Source organism: Ruegeria sp. AH3 (assembly GCF_056536265.1).
On the sequence record NZ_JBQFJL010000001.1, the window covers coordinates 2,699,861 to 2,723,011 of the forward strand.

Genomic DNA, 23,151 nt, shown 5'->3' on the forward strand with positions numbered 1-23,151 from the left:
ACGGAGACGATGATGAAACTAGTGAAATGCCTGACTGGCCTGGCTCTGGCTGGCGCACTGGCCGCACCGGCGCTGGCGCAGGACCCGACCTTTTTCCGCATCGGCACAGGTGGTGCCGGTGGAACCTATTTCCCCATCGGCGGTACGATCGCCAACGGTATCTCGGCCCCTCCGGGCTCGCGCCCCTGCGAAGAGGGCGGCCAGTGCGGCGTGCCCGGCCTGATTGCCATCGCGCAATCCACCACGGCCTCGGTCTTCAACAATGCTGCCGTACAAAACGGCGAGCTTGAGGCCGGTCTGGCCGCAGCCGACGTCACCCGCTCGATGTATCTGGGCGAGGGCAAATTCGACGGCAAACCCCATCCCAAGCTGCGCATCGTGGCCAACCTGTTCCCGGAAGATCTGCATCTGGTGCTGCCCGCGGGCGCGACGATTGGCGATCTGGGCGATCTGGAGGGCAAACGCGTCGGAATCGCGCAGGCTGGTTCAGGTACACAGGTTGCCGTACTGCAGATGCTGGAAGCCTGGGGCGTCAATCGCGACAACATGGATGAAGCCGAACTGAACAACAGCCAAAGCGCCGAGCGTCTGGCTGACGGACAGCTGGACGCCTATTTCTATGCTGCAGGCTGGCCGGTCGCCGCGATGGTGCAGCTTTCCTCGACCAAGGGCATGAACCTGCACTCGTTCAGCGACGAGGATCTGGCGAAGATCAACGAGATCATCCCGGCCTATATCCCCTCGGCTATTCCGGGCGGCGTCTATGAAGGTATCGATGCCGAAACCAAGACCCCGGCGGTGAGCGCCATGCTGGTTGTCTCTTCAGATCTGTCCGAAGATCTGGTCTATCAGCTGACCAAGGCCCTGTGGAACGACAACACTCGCAAGCTGCTGGATAATGGCCATGCCAAAGGTAAGCAGATCACAGCTGATACGGCGCTGGACGGCGTCGAAGCGCTGGGTGTACCTCTGCATCCGGGGGCGGAGAAGTTCTATAAAGAAGCTGGGCTTCTTCAGTAATCGCATCTCACTGACATCTGTCGTCGGTGCCCCTGCGCGGGGCACCGCACTCTGGACTCATGCGAAATCGGGAGGCCATCATGTCCGACACCCAGAAACTTGATGACCACGAACTGACAGCCGAGGAACTGGCTGCCATCGAAGAGCAGTTCGACGAAGGTGCTGCCGTCCGGCAGGTCACTCCCACTGCGGGCAAGGTGCTGCGCGTCGTTGCCCTGATCTTTGCATTTTACGAGTTCTTTACAGCTGGTTTCGGCCTGCCCGCCGACCATTGGCATATGGGTATCTATCTGGCCCTGCTGTTCATTCTGGTCTACGCGACCATCCCGATTATCGGTGCCAAAAGCCTGTATGCCCTCAAGGTCAGTCGCTTCCGCATCGGCAATGTCCCCTTCTACGATCTGGTCTTCATGGGGTTCGGCATTGTAGCAGCCCTGTATGTCGGCCTCGCCTGGCGCGGCATTCCGTTTCTGGGGATTGAGGAGCAGACCTTCCGCATGGGGAACCCCAACGGCTATGACGTGTTCCTGGGCGTGGTCATCATCCTGCTGGTGCTGGACATCGCCCGCCGCACGCTGGGCTGGGTGCTGCCGCTGATCATCTGTGTGTTCATCTCTTACGCTCTGCTCGGGCCGTATTTCCCGGGCTTGCTGCAGCATCCGGGCGTGAACTTCAAAACCTTCGTGTCGTCGATGTATTTCCCGCAGGAAGGCATCTATGGCGTCACGCTTTGGGTGGTTTCCACCATCGTCTTTCACTTTGTCCTGTTCGGTGTCATCGCTCAGCGGACCGGTTTGGGGCAGTTGTTCATCGACAACGCCACCATCTTGGCCGGACGCTATACCGGCGGTCCCGCGAAGGTGTCGGTGGTGTCTTCCGCATTCTTCGGCACCATCTCAGGCTCGTCCGTAGCCAACACCGTTTCGACCGGCGCGCTGACCATTCCGAACATGAAACGTCTGGGCTACCCCGGCCATTTCGCAGGCGGGGTCGAGGCCGCGTCTTCGGCAGGCGGGCAGATCACGCCGCCGATCATGGGGGCTGCAGCCTTCATCATGGCCGAGTTCCTTGAGGTGCCCTATACCACCATCGTGATTGCGGCGATCTTCCCCGCGATCCTGCACTATGTCGGCGTCTTTGCCGTGGTGCACCTGATGGCGCGCAAGCTGAACCTGCAAGGTCTGGCAAAAGAGCAACTGCCACAGCTCAAAGCCGTCTGGGCTGAAGGCTGGGCCAATATCGTACCGCTGATCGGTCTGCTGGTGGTTCTGTTCACGGGCTACACGCCCTTCATGTCGGCCTTCTGCGGTATTTCACTGGCAGTCATCGCCGGTATGTCGCGCATCAAACAGCCACCAACGCTGATCTACGCGGCAGCCTTTCTGGCCTTTGTACTGTGGAAGTTCTCAGACGGCGGGTTCGATCTGACCATGACCGCAATTCTCTGCGGCCTGACGGTTATCGCCACGCTCAATCCGCAGAGGCGAATCGAAGTGCCGGAAATGCTGGCCGCGGTCGAACTGGGCGTGAAATACTCGCTGGCCGTTGGTGCCGCAGCGGCTGCGGTCGGCATTGTGGTCGGAGTGATCAACACCACGGGCATCGGCTTCCGCATCGGGTTCATGGTGACACAGGGCGCAGGCAATCTGGCGTCGGATCTTTATAACATGATCTCGTTCGGCAGCTTTCAGCTGTTTGCCATGGAAGACCTGCAACTTTTCATCTCGTTGGTCTTCATCGCCATCGTCTGCATCCTGATGGGGGCAGGTATCCCGACCACGGCTCTCTACATCATGCTGGTTTCAGTCGCACAACCTGCGCTGGCACAGCTGGGCGTTCCACCCATCGCCAGCCACCTGTTCGTGCTCTACTACGGCGTAGTGTCCGAGATTACACCTCCTGTCTGCACGTCGGCCTATGCGGCAGCGGCGATTGCCAATTCCAACCCGTTCCGAACCGGTTTGTCCGCCTTCACACTTGGGTTGGGCAAGGTGATTGCACCCATGGCTTTCGTCTATGCTCCGGTTTTGCTGTTCGTGTCTTCGACCGGGTTCAATCTGTGGGAATTCACCTACACCGCCACCAGTTGCATCGCTGGTGTCATTGCACTGTCCGCTGCGGTCGTCGGCTACTGGTTAAAACCGCTGAACATTGCGTCGCGGATTTTGATGGCCATTGCCGGTGTGATCTTTGTGGCACCATCACTGATGGCGGACCTGATCGCACTGGCCGTCGCCTCGCCAGTCATTGTCACCCAGTTGATCGGCCGTAACAGAAGCCCTTCGCCGGCCTGATACGATGACAGAACAAGTCACCATCATCGGCGCGGGGATCGTCGGAATTTGCTGCGCCCTGTCACTGCAGGAACGCGGTATCCCGGTTAGGCTCGTCGACCGAGGCGAGCCCGGACAGGAAACATCATTCGGGAACGCGGGCGTCGTGTCTCCGTGGTCGATCATCCCACAAGCGGTTCCGGGCATCTGGAAGAAACTTCCGCAGATGTTGATGGACCCCAAAAGTGCGCTCTCAGTCCGACCTGCCTTCTGGCCTAAGATGATCCCATGGGGCATGCGGTTTCTGAGTAATTCCGGCGAAAAGACCGTGCGCGAGGTCTCGGACGCGATGGAGCTTTTATGCCGACCGTCCATTGACCTGTATCGCAGACATCTGCGCGACACCAGTCACGAGGATCTGATCGCTGACAGCTACTACGTTCACGCATTCCGCCGCCCCGAACAGGCTAATCTGGATGGGCTGGACTATTTGATCCGGCAGGAAAAAGGCGGTGACCTTGAACGGATTGATGGCATTGAATTGCGAAGGCTCGAACCTGCGCTGACGGATGCGTTCAAGGCCGCGATTGTGATCAAAGGGCAGGCGCGGGTGACCTCGCCCGGGCGTATGGGGGCGGTTCTGGCCGACAAGGCCCGCAGGCAGGGCGCTGAAATCTTACGAACCGAGGTCACCGGGCTGACGCGCGACATAGACAGCGGCTGGCAGATCGCTACCGGGCAAGGAACATTGTACGCCCGGCATGTCATACTGGCAGCCGGTGTGTGGTCGGTCGATCTGCTGAAACCACTAGGCTTGACCGTCCCTCTCGTCGCCGAGCGCGGCTATCATGTCGAATTTCCGGCCGCCTCAGTCAGTCTGAACAACTCAATCATGGATGTGGATGCAAAAGTGGTCGCCAGTTCGATGCAAGGGGGTCTGCGGGTCGCCGGCACCGCCGAATTCGCAAGCATAGATGCCCCTGCCGATCCGCGCAAAAAGAAGATCCTGACCGAGCAGGCCAAATCCATGGTTCCAGACCTTGATACCAGCCGGGCGCAATTCTGGATGGGCCGACGCCCCTCCTTTCCCGACAGCTTGCCTGCGCTTGGGCAACTTGACGGCATGGGCGGGCTCTTTGCAGCGTTCGGGCATTCTCATTACGGGCTGATGATGGCCCCGAAAACCGGTGAGCTTGTGGCCGATCTCGTGTCTGGCCGCAGCCCGAACGTCGATCTGGCCCCGTTTTCGGCGGCCCGGTTCTAACCTGCGATATCGAAAGGATTCGAACACCATGCCGATTTACAATGGCGGTCAGAATATCTGCGGTGCATCCATTGGTGTATTGTGCCTTGAAAGCTATTTTCCCAAGCCGCCCGGTCATATCAAAAACCCGTCCAGCCTGCCGTTTCCCGTGCTCTACGAGATGATAGACGGTATCACCGTCCCCACCCTGCTGAACAACCCAACGCCTGAGTTGCTGGCCCCCTTGATCAAAGGCGTTCAACGGTTGGAGGCCGAGGGCGTGCGCGCAATCACAGGCAGCTGCGGCTTTCTGGCTCTGTTTCAAAAGGAACTCGCCGAAGCCGTTTCCGTGCCGGTCTTTGCCTCAAGTCTGATCCAGGTGCCGCTGGCTTATCATATGACAGGCGCAAGTGCTCCGGTCGGTGTGCTGACTGCAGATGCGTCTGCGCTGACACCACGCCATTTCGAAGGTGTCGGAGCAGCCAGTATCCCGGTCGCTGTGCAGGGCCTGGAGGATACAAGCGAATTCGCCGAAGTAATCCTGCGGAACACCCGCACCCGTATGGACACCGATCTGATCGAGGCCGAGGTTATGGACGCCGCCCGCCGCCTGAAACGTCAGGCACCGGATATTCGGTCTCTGGTGCTGGAATGTACCGACCTGCCCCCCTATGCGGCGCAAATTCAGGAGGAGCTTCAACTGCCTGTCTTCGACCTGACGACGCTTGCTCAGATGGCGCATTCCGTTGCGGTTCGCGGTCGCTATTCCGGGATTATGCCCTGGTCGTGATGACGCTGCATGACGTTGGCCGATCACTCGCTTCAACAAAACGGCATGGACCATGACCTGAAACTCTGGATACATCAGCAGACGTAAGAAGTGGCTGTGACCTTGGGAGTTTGAATTGACCGTAGAGTTGTACCTGCTGATGATCGCCATCTGTCTGGGCGCTATTCTGCAGGTCGGGATCGGTATCGGGTTCAGCATCGTTGCTGGCCCACCGATGATGATCCTTCTGGGTACGTCCACGGCCATTCCGGTTCTGTTGCTATTGAACACAATCGTTTCCGCAGTCGCCACGGATCGGCGCGTACTAACCCTGGAACGGCGGACATTCCTGACCGCGATCATAGGATGCCTTATCGGAATAGTCGTTGGCCTGGCGGTTTATCCGATGTTGAGCGAGGCTTTCGTGCTGGCCCTGACAGCCAGCCTTTTGCTGATCGGATTGGTCACAACGCTGATACCTCTTCACAAGGCAATCGGAACAACTGGCTTTACCTTCGTATCGGGCTTGTCCGGACTTGCGACTGTATGGGCCGCGACGCCTGGCCCTCTGATGGTGTTTGGTTTGATTGCAAAGGGACGATCGGCAAAGGACGTCGCCAAATTGGTTCAACCTATCGCACTGGTGGCTTATGGCGTCGCCTTTCTGCTGCACAGCTTACCCAGCGTGCAAGCCTTTTCAGCAGACACGCAGGTCATGGGCTTTGCCGTGATCACGCTGATTGGCAGCTTATTGGGTCGCGCCATCGGTCCTTACCTGCCACAATCCCTCGTCAAGGCAGCCATTCGCGTGGTTTCGCTGATTGCCTGCTGTGTCCTTTTTCAACGTGCCTATGTGATGGCATAGTTTCGGTGGATGGATCATGAACCATAACGACCTTCTGGCACGATTTCCGCGGGCTGATTTTATGTCCGGACCAACACCTCTGGAACGATTGGACAGGTTATCTGCCGAGCTCGGAATTGACCTCTGGCTCAAACGCGACGACCTGACTGGGCTTGGGTTCGGAGGGAACAAGACACGGCAACTTGAGTTCTATTTCGGCGATGCGCTCCGGCAAGGTGCTGACACCGTTCTGATCACCGGCGCGGTTCAGTCCAACTATGTGCGCTCGGCGGCGGCCGCCGCCGCCCGGCTGGGCATGCAAGCCGTTCTGCAACTGGAAGAACGCGTTCCGGAAATGGGGCCGGATTATTACACGTCAGGTAACGTGATGCTCGCCAAAATCCTCGGGGCGGAGCATATGAGTTACCCTGAAGGAGAGGACGAAGCCGGTGCGGATGCAGCGCTCCATGCACGTGCAGAGGAACTGGCTGCACAGGGACGCAAACCCTATGTCATACATCTGGGGCTTCATCACCCGCCTCTGGGCGCGTTGGGTTACGTTGCTGCCGGTCTGGAATTGTATGAACAGATGCGCGACTTTGATGCGGTCGTAGTCCCCTCGGGCAGCGGAGCAACGCATGGCGGTCTGTTGACAGGAGTCGCACTGACAGGAAGCCCAGCCTCGATCTTTGGCGTATGCGTCCGACGGGACAGCAATCAACAAAGCGCACGGATGGAGATCGTACTGCAAAAACTGGCCGATCTTCTGGCCATAGAGCCGGAACCGTTACTCGAAAGGATACATGTCACCGACACCGCCCTGTCTCCGGGTTATGGCAAGATCAGTGACAAAACACGGTTTGCGCTGGAGAAAATGGCCAGAACCGAGGGTATATTCCTCGACCCTGTTTATACTGCAAAGACCTTCTCGGGGTTGCTGGACTTGCTAGCAACGGAACAAATCAAACCCGGCCAGAAAGTTGTCATGCTGCACACCGGCGGGTTACCTGCACTGTTCGGTTATCAAGGCGAGCTGGAATTCTGATGCCGGCCTCTGGATCCGAAGCTTCCGGCTAGTGCGTGAATAGGCTTGTTTCGCACTCTCAAAGCTCAAACCGGGCCCTGTCGTGCTGCGAAAAGATGGGGCAGCAATATAGCCAAAGGCCAAACTTGTTCAAACGCATCTGGCCCAACCAAACAGGCTGGGCCAGACAGGCTCAAGTGAGTGGCGTTTGTCAGTCGTAAAGAACGGCCGCGATCTTGGGATCGTCGATGTTTGATGCATCATAATAGTAGAAGCCCGTGTCGATCAGGTTCGGGACTTCTTCACCGTTCAGCGCAGCAACCGCAGCTTTCACGGTTTCATACCCGATACCCACGGGGTTCTGAGTGATTGCGCCGGCCATCAGGCCGCTCTTGATGGCATCTTTCTGCGCTTTACCGCTGTCATAACCGATGATGACCAACCCTTCAGTGCCCAGTTCCTGCACCCCGTTCACCACGCCGATGGCCGAGCCCTCGTTGGTGCCGAAAATGCCATTCAGATCCGGGTTCGCGGTCAGGATCGCCTTGGTCACCTCTGTGGATTTCAGGTGATCGCCTTGACCATACTGAACCGTGACAACTTCGATATCCGGGTATTTTTCGGCCATCCGATTCACAAAACCATCGCGGCGATCAATACCTGTACGGCTGGTCTGGTCATGTGCCACGACAGCAACCTTACCCTTGCCGCCGATCTTTTCAGCCATCTTGTCCGCCGCCAGTCCGGCAGCAGCCAGGTTGTCGGTGGTCGCGGTCGAAAGGGGGATATCGCTGTCGACACCGCTGTCGAAGGCGATGACCGGAATACCCTTTTCATTGGCCTGCTTCAGAAGCGGGATCGCGGCTTGGCTGTCCAATGCGGCAAAGCCGATAGCCTTGGGATTGTTGGCCAAGGCAGCAGCCAGCATGTCGATCTGGCGGTCGACCATTGTTTCGTTGTCCGGACCTTCGAAGGTGATGGTGACGTTGAATTCGTCCGCCGCCTGTTCAGCCCCGGACTTTACCGCCTGCCAGAACTGGTGCTGGAAACCTTTGGATACCAGCGGGATGTAAATGTCTTCCGCAGCCGCCATCGAGGCGGGGCCTGCCAGGGTTGCCGCACTCAGCGCCCCCAGAATGAAACGACGTGATAACATGATTTTTCCTCCAGTTGGTCGTTTTGGTCTTTCGTTATGCCTTGAGATCAACCCGTTTTCTTGCGCCGCGCCATGTCGGCATAGACGGCCAGAATAATGATCGCACCGGTGACAACGGTCTGCCATTCCTGCGCGACGGACAGCACGCGCAGACCGTTTGTCAGCACGGCCATGATCAGGGCCCCGATCAGAGTTCCCAGAATGGTGCCGCGCCCGCCGGACAGGGACGTGCCCCCGATGACAACAGCAGCGATGGCCTCCAGCTCGTAGCCCAGGCCCAGCGCGGGTTGCGCAGAATTCAGGCGCGAGGCGATGAGGATACCGGCAATGCCACAGATGGCTCCGGCCAGCGCATAGATGCGCATCTTCCACATGTCGGTGTTCACCCCCGACAGGCGCACCGCCTCTTCGTTCGATCCCAGCGCAAAGGTATACCGCCCCAGCACCGTGCGCCCCAGAATGTACGAGGCCGCGATGGCCACCAGGAACAGGATCAGCACTCCATTGGGGATGGGCAAGGCAGGAAAAACCTCTCCGATCAGCGACCCGCGCGAAATCTGGTCAAAGCCCGGCGTGTCGTTGAAATAGATCGGCCGCGTGCCCGAGATCACCAGCGACATGCCCTTGAGGATTAGCATCATGCCCAAAGTCGCAATGAAGGGCGGGATCTTCATCTTGGCCACAAACGTGCCCGAGCACAGACCGCAAAGCGCCCCCGCCGCGATGGCCGCTGCGACACCCAAAAGCAAGGGCATCCCCAGATAGGTCAGAACAACGCCGGCGATCACCGCACTGAAGGTCATCAATGTGCCCAGCGACAGGTCGATCCCGCCGGTAATGATGATCAGCGTCGCAGCCACGGCCAGCACCCCATTGACCGAGGTCGCCTGCAGGATCGCAATCATGTTCGAGGTCTGCATGAAATTCGGCGACGCAATCGAGAAGCCGATCAGCAGGGCGATCAAACTCGCGAACGCCAGCAGTTTTTGATAGGCACCGCTTTCCGACAGGCCCGCGAGGGGTTTCTTCTTGTCGATATCCGTAGCTGTGGTCATTGGACTGTCCCTGTTACCTGCATCGCCGCCGCGCGCTGCGTGGCCAGATGCATGATGTCTTCTTGAGTGGTGTCTTTTCCGCCGGGTAGAATGCCGGTCAGTCGGCCCTCGCACATCACGGCAATGCGATGGCTGAGGCGCATGATTTCTGGCAGTTCAGACGAGATCACGATGATCGTCTTGCCCTGCTCGGCCAGCTCTTCCAGTAGTTTATAAATCTCGGATTTCGCGCCCACGTCGATGCCGCGGGTGGGTTCATCGAAGATCAGGATGTCGCAATCGCGCAGCAGCCATTTTGCGATAACCACCTTTTGCTGATTGCCCCCGGACAGCAGCCTGACCTCCTGCACATCTGAAGGCGTGCGGATACCCAACTGCGCGATATAGCCCTTGGCCGTCGTGCTGACTTCACTGTCATTCAGAACGCCGCCCGTATTTGTGAACAGGTCCATCGAGGCCAGCGCGATGTTGTCCCGGACGTTCATTCCGGTGGCGAGGCCGAAGTGTTTGCGATCTTCGGACAGATACCCGATCCCAGCCTTCACCGCGTCGGTCGGCGATTTGATCGAGACCACCTGACCATGCACCCGGATTTCTCCGGCATCTTTTGGATCGGCACCGAAGATTGCCCGCGCAACTTCGGTTCGGCCGGCGCCCATCAGTCCGGCAAAGCCCAGTATTTCGCCCTTCTGAACCGAAAAACTGACATCCTGAATTTCCTTGCTGCGGCTCAGACCCGTGACTTGCAGCGAGACCTCGGCATCGCCCAGATCGGGCACGTCCAGAGGTTCCTCGTTCACCTCGCGCCCCACCATCATCGCGATGATCTGGCTGATCGGCGTTTCAGCGGCACCCACCGTGCCCACATATTCCCCATCGCGCATGACGGTTACCCGGTCGGCGATCTGCTTCAGCTCATCCATTTTATGGCTGATGTAAACGATGCCCACGCCTTCGGCCTTGAGGCGGCGGATGATCACGAACAGCTCGGCGATCTCGGCGTCATTCAACGCCGCCGTAGGTTCATCCATGATCAGCACTTTCGACCGGTAAGATAGTGCCTTGGCGATCTCGACCATCTGCTGTTTCGCGATGGTCAGACTGCCGACCAATGTTTTGGGGTCTAGCGACAGGTTCATTGAGGCAAAGATTTCGGCGGTCTGCGCGTTCAATGCAGCCTCATCCAGACGACCAAAGCTTTTGCGCGGTTCGCGCCCGATGAAGATATTCTGCGCAACGGTGAGATCGTTCATCAGGCTCAATTCCTGATGGATGATGCCAATACCCAGATCCTGCGCCTCACGCGGGGTGGTCGGGCTGACCGACTTGCCTTCGATTGCCAGATCACCACCGTCGCGCTGATAAATCCCTGAAAGGATTTTCATCAGCGTGCTTTTTCCGGCTCCGTTTTCGCCCATCAGTGCGTGAACCTCGCCCGGAAACAGATCGAACTGCACGGTTTTCAGCGCGTGCACACCGGGGAAGTGTTTATCAATCCCCGTCATGTCGACCAGTTTTGTCATTTCTCCTCCCATAAGCCCCTCTCCCCCAGGGCTACGCGATTACATCACCGCGCCGATTTGCCAGGGCACGAATTCGACGCCCCCAAAGCCAAGTTCCTCACTTTTGGTTTTCTCGCCCGAGGCGACACGGATGAGCATCTCGAACAGCTCTTCGCCCTTCGCCTCGATACTGACGCCGTCGGTAACGATGTCGCCGCAGTTCAGGTCCATGTCGTCTGCCATGCGGGCATACATTTCCGAGTTGGTGGATAGCTTGATACAAGGCGTGGGCTGATAGCCCGAGACCGAGCCGCGCCCGGTGGTAAACACAACCAGGTTCGCGCCCGAGGCCACCTGCCCGGTAACCGAGCAAGGATCAAAGCCGGGACTGTCCATGAAGACAAACCCGTGCTTGTCGACCTTCTCACCAAATTTGTAGACATCGCGCAGCGGCGCGGTACCACCCTTGGCGACAGCGCCCAACGATTTCTCCAGAATGGTGGTCAGCCCGCCGCGTTTGTTACCGGGGCTGGGGTTGTTGTCCATCTCACCGCCGTTGCGGGCTGTGTAATCTTCCCACCAATGGATGCGTTCGATCAGCTTCTCTCCAACCTCAACCGTCTCGGCCCGTCGGGTCAGAAGATGTTCAGCCCCGTAGATTTCCGAGGTTTCCGACAGGATCGTCGTACCGCCGTGACGCACCAGCAGATCCGAGGCGTATCCCAACGCGGGGTTTGCCGTGATCCCCGAATACCCATCGGAACCACCGCACTGCATACCCACGGTAATGGCGCTCACCGGTGCCGGGGCGCGCTCGGCCTGATCCGCAAGTTCAGCAATGCCCCGCAACTCTTCGAGCCCACGCTCGATTGTACGGCGTGTTCCACCCTCATTCTGAATGGTCATATAGCGCAATACGCCATCAGGACGAATTGGGCGACCACCAACCAGATCGGCCACCTGCATCACCTCACAGCCCAATCCGATCAGAAGGATGCCGCCGAAATTCGGATGTTGAGCATACCCGGCCAGAGTACGGAACAGGGTGGCGTAACCCTCGTCCTTCCCCGACATCCCGCAGCCAGTGCCATGCACGATCGGGACCACACCATCGACATTTGGAAAGCCGTCCAAAAGCCCTGATTTCTCAGCCGCTTCGGCAATGAAACGCGCCACGGAGCCCGAGCAATTCACGGTGGTCAGAATTCCGATGTAATTCCGTGTTCCCACTTTGCCGTCGGCACGGTGATAGCCCGCGAATGTCCGCACCTCAGCAATAGCTGGTAGCGGAGCGTTTGCGCTTGCATATGCATATGCATAATCCTGCTGATGCGCGCCCATGCCAAGGTTGTGCACATGCACATGCTCACCGGGGGCAATCCCGGTTTTGGCCTGACCGATAATCTGACCATAGCGGATGATATTCTCACCGGGCTGAATGGGTGTGACGGCAATCTTGTGACCCCGTGCAACAGGCGCGATCAGGGGAACAGGCACAGACGCGGGGTGCTCACCTGCCTGCAGATCACGCAGCGCAATGACGACGTTGTCATGTGGGTTAAGCTTCACAACGTCGCGTACAGCGCCTTCAAGTATATTTGTGCCGCCTTGTGCTTGCATCACTCCCTCGCTTGCTTGACTCATGTTGCTAAGGTGAACTTCACCTCTTGTCAACTAACATGTTAGAATGCTAAATCACGAGATATGACCAAACTCCAAGATATTGATGCTGCTTTGCTGCCCGAGATCACGACAACCGAAGGGTCATTGACCCAGCGGGTGCATCAGTCCCTGAAACAGGCGATCCTGGCGCTGGATTTTCCGCCCGGCGCGAATCTGCGTAAGGCGCCTGTGTGCGAACGCCTCGGTGTCTCACGCGCCCCTGTCGCAGATGCGATTGCCCGCCTTGCCTCAGAAGGGCTGGTGGATGTGGTGCCGCAATCGGGCACGCGTGTGTCCTATTTCTCGATGGAAGAAATCCGCGAGGGTGTTTTTCTGCGCGAAGCGCTGGAACTTGCAACGGTTGCCAAGGTGGCGCGCGATCTGACGGATGATCAGCGCAAGCGGCTGAGCCGCAACATGCGCCTGCAAGAACTGTTGATCGAGGATGACGACATTCCCGGCTTCTATCAGGCTGATGAAGAGTTCCACGCTCTGCTGATGGAATTCACCGGTTTTCGCCGCCTCGCAGATGTGGCCCAAACCGTCTCGCTGCAGGTCAGCCGGGCCCGGATGCTGTTGCTGCCGACACCGGGGCGGATCGCTGAAACGCTGGCAGAGCATCGGGCAATCTTCGACGCGATCTCTGCCCGCGACGAACAGGGCGCGCAGGATGCGATGCGCTCTCATCTGGGTCAGTTGATGCCGCGCATCGAACAGCTGGAACAACAGCAACCACATCTGTTCAAACCCACCCAACAGCCGAACAGCGAGGCAGGATGACCGTTTCACAGACAGAATTGCTTAATAGCCGTACCGCACGACCCGTTCCCCTGACGCGGATGGGATTTGGCGGAGCGCCGTTGGGGAACCTGTATCGCAAAGTTACCGAAGAAGACGCGCAGGCGGCATTGCAGGCTGCTTTTGACGCAGGCATCCGGTTTTTCGACACCGCGCCGCAATACGGGCTTGGCCGGTCGGAGCACCGGTTCGGCGAGGCGATCACCCGCTTTGGCCGCGAGAACATCCAGCTGTCGACCAAGATCGGTCGTCTTTTGCTGGATTGCGAACCGCATGAGGTGACCCCCGAAGCTTTTGTCGACGTACCGCAGAAACGCATCGTATTTGATTACACCTACGACGGCGTCATGCGGTCATATGAGGCCAGTCGCGAGCGGATCGGCGTCGCCAATGCCGATATCCTGTTGGTTCATGATGTGTGCGTCTTTAGCCAGGGCAGTCAGGAAATGTCGGACGTCAAGGTGCGTGAACTGTTCGATGGCGGCGGTTACAAGGCTCTGGCCGAGCTGCGCCATGCCGGTGAGATTGCGGCCATCGGTGCCGGAGTGAACGAGTGGCAGGTCTGCGAGAAACTGCTGGGACTTGGTGACTTCGACGGCTTCCTGCTAGCGGGTCGCTATACGCTGCTGGAACAAGAGGCATTGGACAGCTTCCTGCCGCTTTGTGAGAAACGGGATGTGGGGATCATTCTGGGCGGGCCCTACAATTCCGGCATTCTGGCCACTGGTGCCGTTCCGGGGGCCAAATACAATTACGCCGATGCCCCCGAGGATATTCTGGACCGGGTGCGCAAAATCGAAGCGGTCTGCGCCGCGCATGACACCCCCCTGATTGCCGCCGCACTACAGTTCGTTTTGGGCCATCCTTGCGTCAAAACCGTGCTCCCCGGGGCCGTGAGCGCTGCTGAAGTGCAGGCCAATGTCGCGCTACTGGATCGTGACATCCCAGCAGCGCTTTGGTCCGATCTGCGCACCGAAGGTTTGATCCGCCCCGACGCGCCATTGCCAAAAGAGGCCGCCAATGCTGCGTGACATCAACCCGATCCTGTCGCCAGAGCTGCTTTATGCCCTCAGGGCCATGGGTCATGGCGACGAGATCGTGATTGCAGACGCAAATTTCCCGGGCACGAGCATTGGGCCAGAGTGCATCCGCGCCGATGGGTCCTCGGCCAGCGAGATGCTACAGGCGGTGCTTTCCGTCATGCCACTGGATACGTTCGTGCCTGATCCGGCGCTGACGATGCAGGTGGTTGATGATCCGGAGGCAGTGCCCGCAGCCGTAGCAGATTTTCAGAACATCATCGACCAGACAGCGGACAACCCCGCCCGAATCCAGGGGTTGGAGAGGTTTGCTTTCTACGATCGCGCCGCCAGCGCCTTCGCCATTGTGCAGACCGGAGAACGCAGGCTCTACGGCAATATTATCCTCAAAAAAGGTGTCATCGGATGAGGATCGATGCGCATCAGCATTTCTGGGCACTGACCCGAGGCGACTATGGCTGGCTGACGCCAGAGTTGAGCGCGATTTACCGGGATTTCACGCCTGAGGATCTACAGCCCTTGCTTGCTGCGGCAGGTATCGAAGGCACCGTGTTGGTCCAGGCTGCGCCGACGGTGTCCGAGACGGAATACATGCTGTCCCTGGCCGATCAGACATCGTTCATCAAAGGTGTCGTCGGATGGGTCGATTTCGAAGCCGCTGATGCGCCCGCGCAGATCGAAAACCTGTCCAAGCACCTTGCTCTGGTTGGTTTGCGGCCAATGATTCAAGACATCCCTGATCCAGACTGGATGATGAAGGACGCTCTGACCCCGGCGTTTGAGGTCCTGCAGGGCCATGATCTGACCTTTGACGCCCTGACCCTGCCTCAACATCTTGGTCCGTTGCGGCAGCTTCTGGCACGCCATCCGCAGATGCGTGTCGTAATTGACCACGGATCGAAGCCATTGATCCGGGACAAGATGATTTCTGGCTGGGCCGAGGATATGGCCGCACTTGCCCGCGACACGGATGCCTGGTGCAAGCTGTCGGGCCTGGTCACCGAAGCCGAACCGGATTGGACAATTGACGACCTGCGCCCCTATGTGGATCAACTGCTGGACACGTTTGGCCCGTCACGGTTGATCTGGGGCAGCGATTGGCCGGTCTGCACACTGGCCAGCAGCTATCAACGCTGGCTGGAAACGACGGATGCGCTGCTGAGCGCGCTGAGCAATACCGAACGCAATGCAGTGTTGGGTGGGAACGCCGCCCAGGCCTATAACCTCAGGGACTGAAATGACCTTTCCAAATCTGGATTCTGACGGGCTGTGGCTTGGGCGTGTTGAACGCCCCGGAATCGGCCCTTGTGTCGTGACACTGCGCGGCGGGCAATTGATCGACATCACCGCGAAAACGGCGCCAACCGTCCGGGATATTCTCGAACGTGATGACGCGGCTGCTTATACGCGCACCGCATCGGGTGAGGTTTTGGGCCCTCTGGGTGCGAGTCACCAATGGCTCGCCCCGTGCGATCTGCAGGCGGTCAAGGCCTGTGGGGTTACTTTCGCGGGTTCGATGGTTGAACGGGTGATCGAGGAACAAGCCGCCGGTGATCCGGGTCAAGCCGATGCCATCCGGTCGCGTATCGGCGCGCGGATCGGGGACAGCCTGTCGAATATCACCCCCGGCTCGGCAGAGGCCGCCAAAGTCAAAGAAGCGCTGATCGAGGAAGGCTTGTGGAGCCAGTATCTTGAAGTTGGCATCGGTCCGGATGCCGAAGTCTTTTCCAAGGCGCAGACTCTGTCTTCGGTCGGCTTTGGTGCTGAAATCGGGCTGCATCCGATCTCGACCTGGAACAATCCCGAACCCGAAATTGTGTTGGCCGTGAATTCGCAGGGAAAGATCAAGGGTGCAACGCTTGGCAACGACGTGAACCTGCGCGATGTCGAGGGGCGCTCGGCCCTGTTGCTGAGCAAGGCCAAAGACAACAATGCCTCATGTGCGATTGGGCCGATGATCCGGTTGTTCGATGACAGTTTCACGCTTGATGATGTGCGTCAGGCCGAACTGACGTTGACCGTGGCCGGCCCGGACGGGTTTGTTCTGAACGGTAGTTCCTCAATGTCCCAGATCAGCCGCGATCCGGCAGATCTGGTGCAGCAAACGATCGGAAGACATCACCAATACCCGGACGGGTTCATGCTGTTTCTCGGAACGCTCTTTGCTCCGACACAAGATCGCGATACTCCGGGGGGCGGGTTCACTCATAAGCTGGGTGATATCGTCACGATTTCAAACGACAAGCTGGGTGCGCTGACCAACACCGTGCGCCTGTCGACCGAGTGTCCGGAATGGACGTTCGGAGTTTCACACCTGATGCGCAACCTCGCCCAACGCGGCCTGCTGTAAGAAAGCTATGAACATGCTGAACGGAAAACACCTGATTGCTGGCGAATGGGTTGGCTCGGACGCGAGTTTTACCTCGGAGCCCGCACATGGCCCAAGTCATACCTTTCCTGTGGGTACACCCGCGCAGGTGGATGCTGCTGTTGAGGCGGCAGAAGAAGCCTTCGCTAGCTTCGGCTGGTCCACCCGCGCCGAGCGCGCAGCGCTGCTGCGTAAGATCGCCGATGAGATTGATACGCGTGGCGATGCGATAACCCAGATCGGAACCCAGGAAACCGGCCTGCCCGAGGCGCGCTTGCAGGGTGAACGTGGCCGCACCGTTGGCCAGCTGCGCCTGTTCGCCGATCACATTGAGAACGGTGATTACCTGGACCTGCGCCGAGACCCTGCCCTGCCCGACCGCGCGCCGTTGCCACGCCCGGATTTGCATATGATCCAGCGCCCGCTGGGGCCAGTGGCGGTATTTGGGGCCTCGAATTTCCCGTTGGCTTTCTCGGTCGCGGGCGGGGACACTGCTGCGGCGCTGGCTGCCGGCTGTCCGGTGGTGGTCAAGGGCCATCCAGCGCATCCCGGCACCGGCGAAATCGTGGCACAGGCCATCGATGCTGCGATTAAATCCACGCACACCCATCCCGGCGTGTTTTCATTAATCCAAAGCGACGGGATAGAGGTCGGCACAGCCTTAGCAAATCACCCCATGATCCGAGCCGTTGGGTTTACCGGTTCGCTGCGCGCGGGCCGCGCCTTGTTTGACCTGTGCGCACAACGCGACGAACCCATTCCATTCTTTGGCGAGCTGGGCTCGGTCAACCCGATGTTTATCCTGCCGCAGGCCGCATCGGCACGCGGAGCCGAGATCGGTACAGGCTGGTCCGGCTCGCTGACCATGGGCGTGGGCCAGTTCTGCACCAATCCGGGCATAGCGGTCATCATCGACGGGCCGGACACGGATGTGTTCCAAGCAGCCGCTGAAGTGGGATTGTCTGCAGTAGCGGAGCAGACCATGCTGACCGATGGGATCGCGAGTGCCTATCGTGACGGTGTGGCGCGCGTGGCTTCAGGCACCGGTGTGACGCAAATCATGGGAACAGGCTGTGCGACGCGTGATGCGGCCCCCTATCTGTTCACCGTTTCCGGAGACGACTGGCTGGCCGACCACAAACTTCAGGAAGAGGTGTTTGGTCCGCTCGGCATCGTCGTACGTGCACGCGACACAGAGCAGATGCAACAAATCGCACGGGCCATTGAAGGCCAGTTAACCTGCACGCTGCATCTGGATGAAGGTGACAAGCCGGCTGCACAAGCCTTGCTGCCGTTGCTGGAGCGCAAGGCCGGCCGTCTTCTGGCCAACAGCTTCCCAACCGGCGTCGAGGTTTGCGATAGCATGGTGCATGGCGGCCCCTATCCGGCATCGACGAATTTTGGCGCAACCTCGGTCGGGACCCTGTCGATCCGGCGCTTCCTGAGGCCTGTCTGCTATCAGGATATCCCCACTGAACTGCTACCAGAACAAGTGTGAGAGAGACGATGGCTTCCCATTCCCCTTCCAACCGCCTGCCCGGTAAGACCGTCCTGATAACAGCCGCCGGTCAGGGGATCGGGCGCGCTTCGGCCGAGCTTTTTGCTGCTGAGGGCGCGCGCGTAATTGCCAGTGATATCAATGACGCTTCGCTGGCTGAGTTGGCGCTCATCAACGGGATTGAGACTCTGAAACTGGATGTGACGGATGCCGATGCAGTTCAAGCCGCGACGTCAGCACTGCCACCTTTGGACGTGCTCTTTAACTGCGCTGGTTTCGTCGCGGCCGGATCGATTCTGGAATGCTCCGACAAAGACTGGGATTTCAGCTTCGACCTGAATGTAAAGGCGATGTACCGGCTCATCCGCCTGATACTGCCTGCGATGATCGAGAACGGAGGCGGTTCCATCATCAACATGTCATCAGTTGCGTCATCTTTGACCGGCGTTCCGAACCGATTTGCCTATTGCGCGTCCAAGGCGGCAGTGATCGGCCTGACCAAATCGGTTGCAGCCGATTTCGTGACTCAAGGCATCCGTTGCAACGCGATCTGCCCGGGAACAGTCGACAGTCCGAGCCTACATGACCGCCTGCGTGCGACGGGTGACTACAACAAGGCAATGACTGACTTTATCGCACGTCAACCTATGGGGCGGATCGGTACGGCCGAGGAAGTGGCGGAACTTGCGTTGTATCTTGCAAGCGACGCCAGCGCCTACACCACAGGCCAGCCCTTTGCCATCGATGGCGGCTGGACCACCTGATCAATAGAGGAGCGAGACATGAAGCTTTTACGCTATGGGCCGGTCGGCGCAGAGAAACCCGGAGTTCTGGACAACAACGGCGCTATCCGTGATCTTACGGGCGTTGTGGACGATATAGCCGGCGATGTCTTGGGCGATGAAGGTATAGCACGTCTCCGCGCACTCGACCCGTCCTCGTTGCCGATTGTCGAAGGCAATCCGCGCATCGGTACCTGCGTGGGGCACGTTGGCAAGTTCATCTGCATCGGGCTGAACTATGCAGATCACGCCGCCGAAAGCGGAATGGAATTGCCCGCAGAACCAGTGATCTTTTTCAAAGCCACCTCTGCCATTATGGGGCCCTACGATACGGTAGAAATCCCGCGTGGTTCGGTCAAAACGGATTGGGAGGTCGAACTGGGTGTGGTGATCGGAAAGCCCACCAAATACGTATCCGAGGCCGAGGCACTGGATCACGTGGCCGGTTATTGTGTGGTGAACGATTTGTCGGAGCGCGACTTTCAGCTGCATCGCTCTGGCCAGTGGGTCAAAGGCAAATCCGCAGACACATTCGGCCCGATCGGCCCCTGGCTGGTGACACGGGATGAGGTTCCGGATCCTCAGAGTTTGTCTATGTATTTGGACGTGAATGGTCGGCGTTATCAGGATGGATCGACCAGAACCATGCACTTTAGTGTGGCGACAGTGGTTTCTCACTTGTCACAATTCATGTCGTTGCAACCGGGAGACGTAATCTCGACCGGGACCCCTCCGGGTGTTGGCATGGGTCAGAATCCGCAGGTTTATCTCAAACCCAACGACCAGATGGAGCTGGGTATTGAAGGGTTAGGTGTGCAGCGGCAATCGGTCGTTCAGGGGTAAGATTGCGGATTCAAACTGGTGTCTTAGGGGATTGACTGGTCTTTATGATCAATCGTTCCGAACCAGAATCTTAGACAAACATCACCACATAATTGGTTAGTGTTTATTGGCTCTTGGTACAAATCAGAACGCCCGCAGCGTTGGTACTACGGGCGGTTCTGCGACGCTGGTTGCGGAACGCAATTGAAATGTCAGATATAGGCGCGAACCCAACATACACAACTCGTCACTAAATTTCTGCTATGCGGGACGAAGCGGGCATTGGAGTTACTCATTTGAATGGTAGCTTTCGAGGCCCGCTCCTTTCTGGAAGCTTAGTCTGCCTCTGCGAAGTACGACAGTTCAGGAACCGTCTGATTCACATCAATTTGGAGAACTTCGGCAGACACAACATTATTTTCTACAAATGAGTCCGCTGCAATGCGTTGGCGCAAGTCTGCGTCGCATTGCGACACCCGTATTTCATCACTAAACTTCGGCTTCGCGGACATCACATCCCTGCCCTGCCTACATCAAAGTTGGCGGAACAGGCTCCCCAAAAAAGGCGCCAATAACGGCTTAGTGGACAAAGTAAACTTTCGCCGCATCAGAACCAATAGCCACTTTCGATCAAAGAGAAGCGTCACTAAAATTGGGCTGGCTATTCAAGACAGATCACAAGATGAGTTGATCAATTGTCTTTGGATGATTGGTCACTGGCTCATGGCCGTCTTGCGTTATGATAAAGCTGTCACCGATCTGGGCACGGAAGGTATCTACTGACACAGATCCATCCACTGCAAAAACCATGCCTGGTTGGAGTATTGTTGTGTCGCCGGTGACCAATTGTGGAGCTTCCAGAAAACTGAAACCTGTCGCACGGCCACAACGAAAAGGATACTCGTATCCTGCACCTTGAATAACTTCTGCATATGCAGCGTGAACGCTTTCTGCTGTCACACCGGGGCGCAACGCATTAAGCGCAGCTTGCTGACTGGCCAGTGCGACCTCATAGACCGCGGCCTGAGACGGGTCATTAATCTCGCCAATCCAAAAGGTTCGGTCAAAGCCCAGCTTGAAGCGGTGAAAATTGGTCATGCCGCAGAAACAGAGGAACACCGGCTCGCCGCGCCGCATGATACGTGTGGTGGCGCGGTGATGGGTCTTTGTGATTGCCTCACCTGAAGCCATGATTTGCAGGAAGTGCGTATTCGGTGACATATCGGCGTCATCGTAATAGGCGCTCAGAAGTTCTGCCGCTTTGCGCGTTCCTGCTTGCGATGTGGCAAGGGCTACTTCGTATTCCGGCACACCATCCCCGATGGCAGCGCGACCGGCGTTCATCATGGCGTTTGCGACCTGACCTGCATGGCGGGCAAGCAGTAGTTCTCGGTCGGATTTGATCATCCGCATCTCGGACAGGATCGGTGTGATCGAGGTGAGATTTTGCGCACCAACCAGTTCATCAACATATGCGCGCACAAGGGCTGGCATGTGATTGGACTCTATTCCAATTCGCCTGGCACCTTTGACGGCGGCAGGCAATTCAGCGCGCCATTCCGCCCCCATTCCGTCATTCCATGCCGCAATCCTGTCTACACGCGCCGCAGATTGAGCCGTGTTGAGGTCAATCGTGGGTGTGATCAACAGGCTGGAGCCGTCGCGCGGCACCACCAATATGGTCGGGCGGCCAAATTCCATATGCAAATAATCGTAGTACCCCGTCAGGTAATAGACATTGTCGTCATCGGTGATGAAAGCGACATCAAAGCCTTTATTGCCCATTTCAACGCGAAGTGTATTCATACGGGATTCGAACATGGTTAATCGCATCCGTTTCCGGCTACCGGCAGGCGGTCACGCACCAGTTGCGCCCAAAACGCGACCCCAATTGGCAACAGATCATCGTTGAAATCATAATCGTCCGAATGGAGTGGCTGGCCACACGGCCCCTCTTGCCCGTTGCCGAGCAGCAAGAAGCACCCTGGAACAGCAGCCGAGAAATGCGCGAAATCCTCTGAGAAACTCATGGGTTCGCGGTTGCCTTCAGTCTCCAGCCCCAAGGCGAGAGCCGCGTCTACGACTGCGCGAGTTTGTTCCGGGGCATTGATCGTCTCGATGAATTCTGTGTTGAATGTCATAGATACTTTTACGCCGTGGGCGGCTCCGATACCGTCCACAAGCTGGCGCATAAGGCGCGCGACCTCCTCGCGATCTTCGGGCATCCGTGCGCGCACATCCCCCTTGAGGGTTGCGACACCAGGAAGGACATTGCGCTGACCATCGGTCAGGAATTCCGTCACCGAAACGACAACACCCGCGCCCGGAGCAAGCTTTCGCGAGACGATGGTTTGCAAGGCCTGCACAATCTCTGCCCCGATGGTGATCGCATCCCGCCCAACCTGCGGCATGGAGGCGTGACCTCCTTGTCCTTCGATCAGTATCTCAAACAAGCTTTCGCTCGAACAGATTTGACCGGGCCGTGTGGAAATCTGCCCCATCGGCGCGGCAGGAAGATTGTGAATGGCATAGACTTCCTCTACGGGAAAACGCTTCAACACACCCTCGGCGATCATGGCTTGCGCTCCCAATCCGTGCTCTTCGTTAGGTTGGAAAATGAACAGCACCGTGCCATCGAAATCGGGTTCTTCAGCAAGGGCTGCCGCCGCACCCAAGAGCATGGTCATATGGCCGTCATGCCCACACGCATGCATCACACCAGCCGACTGTGAGACATAGTCATGGCTGCTTGCCTCATGTATCGGCAGTGCGTCCATGTCAGCTCTTAGACCGATGGCGCGATTGCCTGTTCCGCGTTTAAGGACACCAACAACACCCGCGCCGACATGGGTCTCGATTCCGAGATCTTCCAAGATGCCTGCAACCCGTGCTTTCGTGCTTTCTTCAGCAAACCCGAGTTCGGGCATTCTGTGAAATTCATGGCGTAGGGCAATCAGGTCTATTGGTGGCATTCGTTTTTCTCACTAGATGGTCTCCAACGAGGTTAACTTGAAAATTCGGCAATGCAGGCAGGAAAACGACCTATGGCAGGAAATCTAACAAATACCTGAAACACCAGCGTATGATCAAAGCAGACATTCGTGCCGGTCGCAGCATTATCCATTTGGGCTCTTACTTCCAGTCGGAGTACACCGCAGAGAATGATGGCAGCGAGCCCAACCTGTGAGTTCACTTTTTTCGCTGCGCGCGCAAGTAGTACAGTTTTTGCTGTATGCGCATCATGGTTGGCTCGACGACGCGGCGTAAAAACTAGCCATTCGTGCCACACGCAACG

Annotated in this window: 20 protein-coding genes; 14 read left to right on the forward strand and 6 right to left on the reverse strand. The window is 57.9% G+C overall.

The features are described 5' to 3' along the window. Window positions 1-12: 12 nt before the first annotated feature. The 6 genes from ACR3EM_RS13655 (at window position 13) to ACR3EM_RS13680 (ending at window position 7,194) form a co-directional block, all read left to right on the forward strand. The gene (locus ACR3EM_RS13655) at window positions 13-1,020 is read left to right on the forward strand and encodes a TAXI family TRAP transporter solute-binding subunit (protein WP_480471203.1); all 1,008 of its coding nucleotides are present in this window, start codon (window positions 13-15) and stop codon (window positions 1,018-1,020) included. 80 nt (window positions 1,021-1,100) lie between these two features. Further along, a complete protein-coding gene (locus ACR3EM_RS13660) occupies window positions 1,101-3,314 on the forward strand; it encodes a TRAP transporter permease (RefSeq protein WP_480471204.1) in 2,214 nt (737 codons plus the stop codon). A 4-nt stretch (window positions 3,315-3,318) separates the two neighbouring features. Further along, the gene (locus ACR3EM_RS13665) at window positions 3,319-4,557 is read left to right on the forward strand and encodes an NAD(P)/FAD-dependent oxidoreductase (RefSeq protein WP_480471205.1); all 1,239 of its coding nucleotides are present in this window, start codon (window positions 3,319-3,321) and stop codon (window positions 4,555-4,557) included. Between the two features lie 28 nt (window positions 4,558-4,585). After that, on the forward strand, window positions 4,586-5,326 hold the full coding sequence (locus ACR3EM_RS13670; RefSeq protein ID WP_480471206.1) for an aspartate/glutamate racemase family protein: 741 nt from the start codon (window positions 4,586-4,588) through the stop codon (window positions 5,324-5,326). 115 nt (window positions 5,327-5,441) lie between these two features. After that, on the forward strand, window positions 5,442-6,170 hold the full coding sequence (locus ACR3EM_RS13675; RefSeq protein WP_480471207.1) for a TSUP family transporter: 729 nt from the start codon (window positions 5,442-5,444) through the stop codon (window positions 6,168-6,170). A 16-nt stretch (window positions 6,171-6,186) separates the two neighbouring features. Continuing rightward, window positions 6,187-7,194 (forward strand): D-cysteine desulfhydrase family protein, encoded by a 1,008-nt coding sequence (locus ACR3EM_RS13680; RefSeq protein ID WP_480471208.1) that lies wholly within the window; start codon window positions 6,187-6,189, stop codon window positions 7,192-7,194. Between the two features lie 190 nt (window positions 7,195-7,384). Here the strand turns inward: ACR3EM_RS13680 and ACR3EM_RS13685 are convergent, their stop codons facing one another. The 4 genes from ACR3EM_RS13685 to ACR3EM_RS13700 are packed head-to-tail and all read right to left on the reverse strand — an operon-like array spanning window position 7,385 to window position 12,506. Then, window positions 7,385-8,329, reverse strand: coding sequence for a substrate-binding domain-containing protein (locus tag ACR3EM_RS13685; RefSeq protein WP_480471209.1), 945 nt, complete (start codon window positions 8,327-8,329; stop codon window positions 7,385-7,387). A gap of 47 nt (window positions 8,330-8,376) precedes the next feature. Then, window positions 8,377-9,384, reverse strand: coding sequence for an ABC transporter permease (locus ACR3EM_RS13690; RefSeq protein ID WP_480471210.1), 1,008 nt, complete (start codon window positions 9,382-9,384; stop codon window positions 8,377-8,379). Next, window positions 9,381-10,907, reverse strand: coding sequence for a sugar ABC transporter ATP-binding protein (locus ACR3EM_RS13695; protein ID WP_480471211.1), 1,527 nt, complete (start codon window positions 10,905-10,907; stop codon window positions 9,381-9,383). The genes ACR3EM_RS13690 and ACR3EM_RS13695 overlap by 4 nt, the downstream gene beginning before the upstream one ends. Before the next feature lie 39 nt (window positions 10,908-10,946). After that, entirely contained in the window at window positions 10,947-12,506 is a 1,560-nt protein-coding gene (locus ACR3EM_RS13700) for a UxaA family hydrolase (RefSeq protein WP_480471932.1), read from the reverse strand. 84 nt (window positions 12,507-12,590) lie between these two features. Here ACR3EM_RS13700 and ACR3EM_RS13705 point away from each other — a divergent pair, with 84 nt between their 5' ends. From ACR3EM_RS13705 to ACR3EM_RS13740, 8 genes are read left to right on the forward strand one after another with little or no spacing between them, the layout of a single operon-like run. Continuing rightward, the gene (locus tag ACR3EM_RS13705) at window positions 12,591-13,328 is read left to right on the forward strand and encodes a GntR family transcriptional regulator (RefSeq protein ID WP_480471212.1); all 738 of its coding nucleotides are present in this window, start codon (window positions 12,591-12,593) and stop codon (window positions 13,326-13,328) included. Beyond that, window positions 13,325-14,377, forward strand: a complete 1,053-nt coding sequence (locus tag ACR3EM_RS13710; protein ID WP_480471213.1) for an aldo/keto reductase — start codon at window positions 13,325-13,327, stop codon at window positions 14,375-14,377. The genes ACR3EM_RS13705 and ACR3EM_RS13710 overlap by 4 nt, the downstream gene beginning before the upstream one ends. Beyond that, a complete protein-coding gene (locus ACR3EM_RS13715; protein ID WP_480471214.1) occupies window positions 14,367-14,795 on the forward strand; it encodes an RbsD/FucU family protein in 429 nt (142 codons plus the stop codon). The genes ACR3EM_RS13710 and ACR3EM_RS13715 overlap by 11 nt, the downstream gene beginning before the upstream one ends. Beyond that, window positions 14,792-15,622, forward strand: coding sequence for an amidohydrolase family protein (locus ACR3EM_RS13720; RefSeq protein ID WP_480471215.1), 831 nt, complete (start codon window positions 14,792-14,794; stop codon window positions 15,620-15,622). Before ACR3EM_RS13715 ends, ACR3EM_RS13720 begins: the two co-directional genes overlap by 4 nt. A gap of 1 nt (window position 15,623) precedes the next feature. After that, on the forward strand, window positions 15,624-16,736 hold the full coding sequence (locus tag ACR3EM_RS13725) for a fumarylacetoacetate hydrolase family protein (protein ID WP_480471216.1): 1,113 nt from the start codon (window positions 15,624-15,626) through the stop codon (window positions 16,734-16,736). Window positions 16,737-16,749: 13 nt separating this feature from the next. Then, the gene (locus tag ACR3EM_RS13730) at window positions 16,750-18,252 is read left to right on the forward strand and encodes an aldehyde dehydrogenase (NADP(+)) (protein WP_480471217.1); all 1,503 of its coding nucleotides are present in this window, start codon (window positions 16,750-16,752) and stop codon (window positions 18,250-18,252) included. 8 nt (window positions 18,253-18,260) lie between these two features. Beyond that, entirely contained in the window at window positions 18,261-19,016 is a 756-nt protein-coding gene (locus ACR3EM_RS13735; RefSeq protein WP_480471218.1) for an SDR family oxidoreductase, read from the forward strand. An 18-nt stretch (window positions 19,017-19,034) separates the two neighbouring features. Continuing rightward, window positions 19,035-19,877: a fumarylacetoacetate hydrolase family protein gene (locus tag ACR3EM_RS13740; RefSeq protein WP_480471219.1), complete on the forward strand. Its 843-nt coding sequence runs from the start codon at window positions 19,035-19,037 to the stop codon at window positions 19,875-19,877. 654 nt (window positions 19,878-20,531) lie between these two features. Here ACR3EM_RS13740 and ACR3EM_RS13745 read toward each other — a convergent pair. Continuing rightward, the gene (locus ACR3EM_RS13745) at window positions 20,532-21,677 is read right to left on the reverse strand and encodes a M24 family metallopeptidase (RefSeq protein WP_480471220.1); all 1,146 of its coding nucleotides are present in this window, start codon (window positions 21,675-21,677) and stop codon (window positions 20,532-20,534) included. A gap of 2 nt (window positions 21,678-21,679) precedes the next feature. Then, the gene (locus ACR3EM_RS13750) at window positions 21,680-22,828 is read right to left on the reverse strand and encodes an amidohydrolase (RefSeq protein WP_480471221.1); all 1,149 of its coding nucleotides are present in this window, start codon (window positions 22,826-22,828) and stop codon (window positions 21,680-21,682) included. Window positions 22,829-23,151 lie beyond the last annotated feature (323 nt).